Below are 1675 nucleotides of genomic sequence, written 5' to 3' on the forward strand. Positions count from 1 at the left end.
TACTGCCGGCGTTCGGGCCGGGGGCGTAGCCGTTCGGCTTGGTCGGGCCGTCGTCGTCGCCCATCAGGGTGCGGGTGATCGCGGTGCGCGGGTTCAGGTTCCGCAGGCTGCGCAGGTCGTTGAGCGGCTGCTGGAGCTGGTCGAACTCCGGGCCCATCTCGTTCTTCAGGTGGTCGCGGGCGCCGGTGGCGTAGTCGCGGACCTGCCTGATCGTCCTACCGACCCACGCCGCGGCCTCCGGGAGTCGTTCCGGCCCCAGGATGAACAGGCCGGCGACGACGAGCACGAGGATCTCGGGCCAACCGATGTTCTCGAACACGTGACCCACACTACGCAGGGCATCACGCGGGCCTCGCGTCGTCCCCCGCGTCCGCCCGTCGGACGGCTCAGGTCGCGCCGAGGGTCGCGGTCACGGTGAGCGGCCTGCCCTGGCGCACCAGCCGGACCGGGACCTGCTCACCGGGCTGGTGCTCGCGCACGGCGACGACGAGCTCGTCGGCGCCGGCGATCGACCGGCCCGCGATGTCGACCACGACGTCGCCGTCGGCGATCCCGGCCGTCGCGGCGGGCCCGCCGGCCACCACGTTCTGCACCTGCGCGCCGTCGGTGGAGCCGTCGGTGACCGAGCGCGCGTTCACCCCGAGGTCGGCGTGCGCCACCGTGCCGGTGCGGATCAGTTCCTCCGCGACGCCGCGGGCGTCGTCGATCGGGATCGCGAAACCGAGGCCGATCGAGCCGCCCTGGCCCCCGCCCGCCTCCCCGCCGACGCCGCGGATCGCGGTGTTGATGCCGACGACGGCGCCGGTGGAGTCGACCAGCGGCCCGCCGGAGTTGCCGGGGTTGATCGCCGCGTCGGTCTGCACCGCGTCGATCACCGCGTCGCCCGCGGAGCCCTCCGGGTCGAGCCGGACCGGCCGGTCCACGGCGCTGACGATGCCGACGGTGACGGTTCCGGCCAGGCCCAGCGGGGACCCGATGGCCATCACGCCGTCCCCGACCGCGAGCTCCGACGAGCGCCCGATCGCGGCGACCACCGGGTTCACCACCCCGACCTTGACCACGGCCAGGTCGGTCATCGGGTCCGCGCCGACGACCACGGCCGGGGTCCGCGAGCCGTCCGAGAAGACCGCCTCGATGGTGCCCTTGGCCGGCCCGGTGGCCGGGGCCACGACGTGGTCGTTGGTCAGCACGTAGCCGGCCGGGTCGATCACCACGCCGGAGCCGGTGCCGGCCTCGTCGCCGACCTTGGTCTCCAGGGAGACGACCGAGGGCAGCAGCCGCGACGCCAGGTCGGGCACCGACCCGGGCGGGCGCTCCTTGGCCTCCTCGGCCGAGGCGAGCGTGGCGCCGGGCTCCGTCAGCCCGTCGGCTCCCTCGGCGGTCCAGTGCCCGACCAGCCCGCCGAGCGCGCCGAGCAGCAGCGCCAGCACGCCCAGCAACGCCAGCGCCCGGGGCTGCACCCGGTCGCCGAAGAGCACCTCGCGCACGCTCAGACGTGCCCCGGAGGGGCGCTGCGGCGCCGGCTCCGGGGTCTCGGCGACGGCCGGGGGCGCGGCGGTCACCGGCGTCTGCGGGTCGCGCCACGGGTCCTGCGCCGAGCCTCCCGCCCAGAACGGGTCGCCATTGCCGCCGTGCCCGTTGCCGCCGTGCCCGTTGCCGGCGGGGCCGCGCTGCA

2 protein-coding genes are annotated in these 1675 nt (G+C 75.8%); both read right to left on the reverse strand.

All coding sequences use genetic code 11. The features are described from left to right. The coding region (gene tatB, locus I4I78_RS32315; RefSeq protein ID WP_218615301.1) for a Sec-independent protein translocase protein TatB at positions 1 to 319 on the reverse strand (319 nt) is incomplete at its 3' end. 67 nt (positions 320 to 386) lie between these two features. Then, positions 387 to 1675 (reverse strand): S1C family serine protease (locus I4I78_RS32320; RefSeq protein WP_218615302.1); only part of this gene is annotated, 1289 nt, incomplete at its 5' end.

Origin of the sequence: Pseudonocardia sp. KRD291, from assembly GCF_019263595.1 — a bacterium.
Lineage (GTDB): Bacteria > Actinomycetota > Actinomycetes > Mycobacteriales > Pseudonocardiaceae > Pseudonocardia.